We start from the raw sequence: 1,086 nt of genomic DNA on the forward strand, positions 1-1,086 counted from the left end.
GCCTTGAGTTCCTCGGTGACCTCGGCGACCGACTTCTTCGCGTCCCCGAACAGCATGGAGGTGGTGTCGGCGAAGAACAGCGGGTTGTCGATGCCGGCGAAGCCGGAGTTCATCGACCGCTTGAGCACGATCACCGACTTCGACTGATCCACGTTCAGGATCGGCATCCCGTGGATCGGCGACGACGGGTCGTTGCGGGCGGCGGGGTTGGTGACATCGTTCGCACCGCTCACCAGGGTGACGTCGGTGCGGGCGAACTCGTCGTTGATGTCGTCCATTTCCTTCATCGCGTCGTACTCGACGTCGGCCTCGGCGAGCAGCACGTTCATGTGCCCGGGCATCCGGCCGGCGACCGGGTGGATGGCGTACTTGACCTCGACACCCTTCGACTCGAGCAGCTTGGCCATGTCCTTGACCGCGTGCTGGGCCTGCGCGACGGCCAACCCGTACCCGGGGACCACGATCACCTGGTTGGCGTACGCCATCTGGATCGCCGCGTCCGCCGCCGAGGTGGACTTCGCCGTCTTGGCGGTGCCGTCCCCGACCGCCGCCGCGACGCCGCCGCCACCGAACCCGCCGGCCACGATCGCCGGGATGGACCGGTTCATCGCCTTCGCCATCAGGTTGGTCAGGATCGAACCCGACGCACCGACGATCATGCCGGCCACGATCATCGCCTGATTGTTCAGAGCCAGACCGGCGGCCGCGGCGGACAGACCGGTGAGCGCGTTGAGCAGGGAGATCACCACGGGCATGTCGGCGCCGCCGATCGGCAGCACCACCATCAACCCGAGCACCGCCGCCAGCACCAGCACCCCCACGATCCACCACTGGCTGGTGGGTCCGGTCGGGTCGATCGCCTTGATCCCGATGGCCACCGCGAGCGCGACGGCCCCGATCAGCAGCACCGCATTGAGCGGCTGCTGCAACCGGCCGATGCCGATCGGCCGGCCGGGCAGGGTTTCCTGCAGCTTCAAGAACGCGATCACCGAACCCCAGAACGAGATCGACCCGATGATCGCCGCGAACAGCGACGCGATGACGATGTGCACCGTCGGCGACTCACCGTGCGCGAAGATGATGAGC

General features: G+C 67.2%; 1 protein-coding gene. It reads right to left on the reverse strand.

All coding sequences use genetic code 11. From position 1 onward, the window contains the following. A partial coding sequence (locus ACFWJO_RS37810) for an NAD(P)(+) transhydrogenase (Re/Si-specific) subunit beta (protein ID WP_386872665.1) occupies positions 1-1,052 on the reverse strand: 1,052 nt, incomplete at its 3' end. Positions 1,053-1,086 lie beyond the last annotated feature (34 nt).

This window comes from Streptomyces sp. NPDC127092 (genome assembly GCF_042722475.1).
GTDB lineage: Bacteria > Actinomycetota > Actinomycetes > Streptomycetales > Streptomycetaceae > Streptomyces.